Origin of the sequence: uncultured Demequina sp., from assembly GCF_913055775.1 — a bacterium.
Lineage (GTDB): Bacteria > Actinomycetota > Actinomycetes > Actinomycetales > Demequinaceae > Demequina.
In genome coordinates this window covers 1-3,892 of record NZ_CAJXJX010000178.1, presented here as the reverse complement: position 1 = coordinate 3,892, position 3,892 = coordinate 1, and the positions used below count along the sequence as shown (strand labels likewise).

The window sequence follows — 3,892 nt, the reverse complement described above, 5'->3', positions numbered from 1 at the left end:
CCTGCCGGTGCTGGTCCACGGCGACGCGGCCTTCGCCGGCCAGGGCGTGGTCATGGAGACGCTCAACATGGCGGGGCTGCGCGGCTACGCCACCGGCGGCACCGTGCACGTGATCATCAACAACCAGGTGGGCTTCACGACCGGCCCTGGGGACTCCCGCTCGACGCGCTACTGCACGGACATCGCCAAGGGCTACCAGATCCCGATCTTCCACGTGAACGGCGACGATCCCGAGGCGTGCGTGCGCGCCGCGAGGCTCGCCTTCGAATACCGCGAGGCGTTCGGCCGCGACGTCATCATCGACATGGTGTGCTACCGCCGCCGCGGCCACAACGAGGGCGACGATCCCTCGATGACGCAGCCGCGCATGTACGACCTGATCGAGGCCAAGCGCTCGGTCCGCCACCTCTACACCGAGGCGCTGATCCGCCGCGGCGACATCACCGAGGACGAGGCGGAGGCCGTGTCGCAGGACTACCTCGCACAGCTCGAGCGCGTCTTCATCGAGACCCGCGACGGCTTCCAGGGGACCGACACCGAGTCGATCTCTGGCCTCGAGCTGCCGGCCAGCCAGTCGTCGGACGCCGGCATGATGGTGGGCTGGCAGACCGCCGCCACCACGGCTCAGGTCGAGCGGATCGGCCGCGCCCACACCCGTCCTCCTCAGGGGTTTGCGGTGCACCCGAAGCTCGGCAAGCTGCTCGAGCGCCGCGAGGCGATGAGCCGCGAGGGCGGCATCGACTGGGGCTACGGCGAGCTGCTCGCCTTCGGCTCGCTGCTGCAGGAAGGCGTGCCGGTGCGCATGTCCGGCCAGGACTCGCGCCGCGGCACGTTCGTGCAGCGCCACGCCGTCTTCCACGACCGCGCCACGGGCGCCGAGTGGGCGCCGCTGCGCTACCTGAGCGCGGACCAGGCGCCGCTGCACATCTACGACTCGTCCCTGTCCGAGTACGCGATCGTGGGCTTCGAGTACGGGTACTCCGTCGAGCGGCCCGATGCGCTGACGCTGTGGGAGGCGCAGTTCGGCGACTTCGTCAACGGCGCGCAGACCGTGATCGACGAGTTCATCTCGTCCGCCGAGCAGAAGTGGGGCCAGTCCTCGTCCGTGGTGCTGCTGCTTCCCCACGGCTACGAGGGCCAGGGCCCCGACCACTCGTCGGCCCGCGTCGAGCGCTTCCTCCAGCTGTGCGCTGAGGACAACATGATCGCGGCGATGCCGTCGACCCCCGCGAGCTACTTCCACCTGCTCCGCCGTCAGGCCTATGACCGGCCGCGGCGCCCGCTCATCGTCTTCACGCCCAAGTCGATGCTGCGCCTGCGCGCCGCACAGTCGGACGTCGAGGACTTCACCACCGGCACGTTCCAGCCTGCTGTCGGCGACGACACCGTCGACCCGGCGAGCGTCGAACGCGTGATCCTGTGCGCGGGCAAGGTCTACTACGACCTCGCCGCCGAGCGAGACAAGTCGGGCGACGAGGCCACCGCGATCGTGCGCCTCGAGCAGCTGTACCCGCTCGACCACGACTCGATCCACGCGGCGCTCGCACCCTACGGCGACGTGCCCCTGACGTGGGTGCAGGAGGAGCCGCGCAACCAGGGTGCCTGGACGTACCTCGCGCACGCGCTGCCCAAGGTCGTGGGCCGCGAGGTCGTGGGCGTGACGCGGCCCGCATCCGCGTCGCCGGCCTCGGGCTTGTCCTCCCGCCACAAGGAGGAGCAGGCAGATCTCGTCTCGAGGGCGCTGTCGCGATGAGGAACGTCTTCTTCGTCGGCGACGAGCTGGTCGCTGGTCAGGGAGACCCCAAGGCGCTGGGCTGGGCCGGTCGCGTGGTCGCGCGCACCATTCCGCTCGCACTCGACCTGCGGTTCCACACGCTGGCAGTGCCGGGCGAGCCCACCGGGGACCTCGCGAGCCGCTGGGATGACGAGGCGCTGCGGCGCCGCGGGCCCGCCGAGCTGTCGACCGGAGCGGACCACGTGGTCTTCGCCATCGGTCGCCACGACGTGGCCCGTGAGGTCTCCCCGACCATGACCCGGCTGCACCTGGCGAACACGCTCGACCGCGCATCGGCCCTCGGCATGAAGGCGATGGTCGTGGGCCCGCCGCCCCTCGCGGTACAGGACCGCCGGGCCCTCGCCGAGTACGCGGCCCTGTGCGAGGAGGCCGCAGCGCGGCGCGACGTTCCCTACGTCGACATGTTCGGACCGCTGGCGCGGCACGACCAATGGGCCACGGACATGGACACGTCCGGCGGCGAGGTCCCGCTGCAGGCCGGCTACGGCCTCATGGCCTGGCTCGTGCTGCACTCCCCATGGCACGAGTGGCTGGGAATCGACCCCAGCGCCGCGATCCGCGACTGAGCCGCTCCCCCGGCCGGCGCTCACCGCCCTCTATCGCCGCTCGCGGCGCGTTGTCCGGCACCCGCTCACGCGTCGTGCCGGAGAGGAAGCTCAGCCGCAGCGTAGGGGGCCGTGAGTGCCGGATGCCACGGCTCGGATCCGGACGGCTGGAGAACGCTCTACGAGATCACGCCGGCGTTGCGCAGGCTGACGGTGAGGTCGTGCGGACGCGACGCGATCGCGAGGGCGTCGTCCAGCGACACGGTCTCGTCCTCGACCAGCTGGAACAGGTGCTGATCGAAGGTCTGCATCTTGTAGTAGGTGCCGTCCGCGATCAGGTCGAGGATGGGCGGCTGGCTCGACGGGTCGACGATCGCCTCCGCGATGCGGCCATGGTTGACCATGACCTCGGCCGCGAGCGTACGGCCCGAGCCGTCGCCCTTGCGGACCAGGCGCTGGGAGATGATGCCGCGCAGGGTCTGCGACAGCGTCGCGCGCACCTGGCTCTGCTCGTGCGGGGTGAAGAAGTCGATGATGCGGTTGATCGTGTCCTGCGCGTCGACCGTGTGCAGGGTCGCGAGCACCAGGTGGCCCGTCTCCGCCGCCGTCAGCGCCGCGCGCACGGTCTCGATGTCGCGCATCTCGCCGATGAGGATGACGTCCGGGTCCTGACGCATCGCGCCGCGCAGCGCCGCGGTGAAGTCGAGGGTGTCGGAGCGCACCTCGCGCTGCGAGATGATCGCCTTCTTGTCCGTGTGGAGGACCTCGATGGGGTCCTCGATCGTGATGATGTTCACCTCGCGGTACGTGTTGATGAGGTCGATCATCGACGCGAGCGTGGTGGTCTTTCCCGAACCAGTGGGGCCCGTGACCAGGACCAGTCCGCGAGGCTCGAGGGCGAGGTCCGCGATCACGGCCGGCAGCCCCAGGTCCTCCATCGGCGTCGCTCCCACCGCGACGCGACGGAACACCAGGCAGTCGGTGCCGCGCGCGACATACGCGTTGACACGGAAGCGCCCCACGCCCGAGAGCGAGAACGCGAAGTCCGCCTCGTGGGTGTCGCGGAACTTGCCGACCAGGTCCTCGGGGAGCACCTGCGCGACCATGTTGCGCGTGTCCGCGGGGGTCAGCGGGGGCACCTGGAGCTTGCGCAGGCGCCCGTCGACGCGCACGCGCGGCGCGGACCCCACCTTGCAGTGAAGGTCGGAGCCGCCCGTGGACGCGAGTGCGTGCAGGAACGGGATGACTGAGACTGGCTGATCGCTCACGGGAACTCCATCGGCACGTAGGGGCGGAACCTTGAAGGGAGGCTAGCCGCCCGCGGGCCTCGACAGAAGACGAGTGTGGGAAGATAGATAGTCGAGTTTTCCAGCACCGGCGTGAGAAAGGGGGATCCCGATGAGCAAGCGAGGCCGCAAGCGCAAGGCGCGTGCCAAGGGCGGAGCCAACCACGGCAAGCGACCCAACGCCTGAGATCAGACGTTCAGAAGCCCGCATCGGGGTGTCCCGATGCGGGCTTCGTCATGTCTGAGGGGGCGTCCGCTACGGCGGG

At 70.1% G+C, this 3,892-nt stretch carries 3 protein-coding genes; 2 read left to right on the top strand and 1 reads right to left on the bottom strand.

Annotation, left to right across the window (positions count from 1 at the left end; genetic code table 11):
• Together QZ483_RS13050 and QZ483_RS13045 are read left to right on the top strand one after the other, a co-directional pair.
• The coding region (locus QZ483_RS13050; protein ID WP_297084718.1) for a multifunctional oxoglutarate decarboxylase/oxoglutarate dehydrogenase thiamine pyrophosphate-binding subunit/dihydrolipoyllysine-residue succinyltransferase subunit at positions 1-1,753 on the top strand (1,753 nt) is incomplete at its 5' end.
• Positions 1,750-2,361: a GDSL-type esterase/lipase family protein gene (locus QZ483_RS13045; protein WP_297084716.1), complete on the top strand. Its 612-nt coding sequence runs from the start codon at positions 1,750-1,752 to the stop codon at positions 2,359-2,361. The genes QZ483_RS13050 and QZ483_RS13045, both read left to right, overlap by 4 nt.
• 158 nt (positions 2,362-2,519) lie before the next feature.
• Here the strand turns inward: QZ483_RS13045 and QZ483_RS13040 are convergent, their stop codons facing one another.
• Entirely contained in the window at positions 2,520-3,608 is a 1,089-nt protein-coding gene (locus tag QZ483_RS13040; RefSeq protein ID WP_297084714.1) for a type IV pilus twitching motility protein PilT, read from the bottom strand.
• Positions 3,609-3,892: the final 284 nt, after the last annotated feature.

Coding starts and splice junctions, on each gene's coding strand:
- QZ483_RS13045 (WP_297084716.1), top strand. CDS start 1,750: ATGAGGAACGTCTTCTTCGTCGGCGACGAGCTGGTCGCTGGTCAGGGA.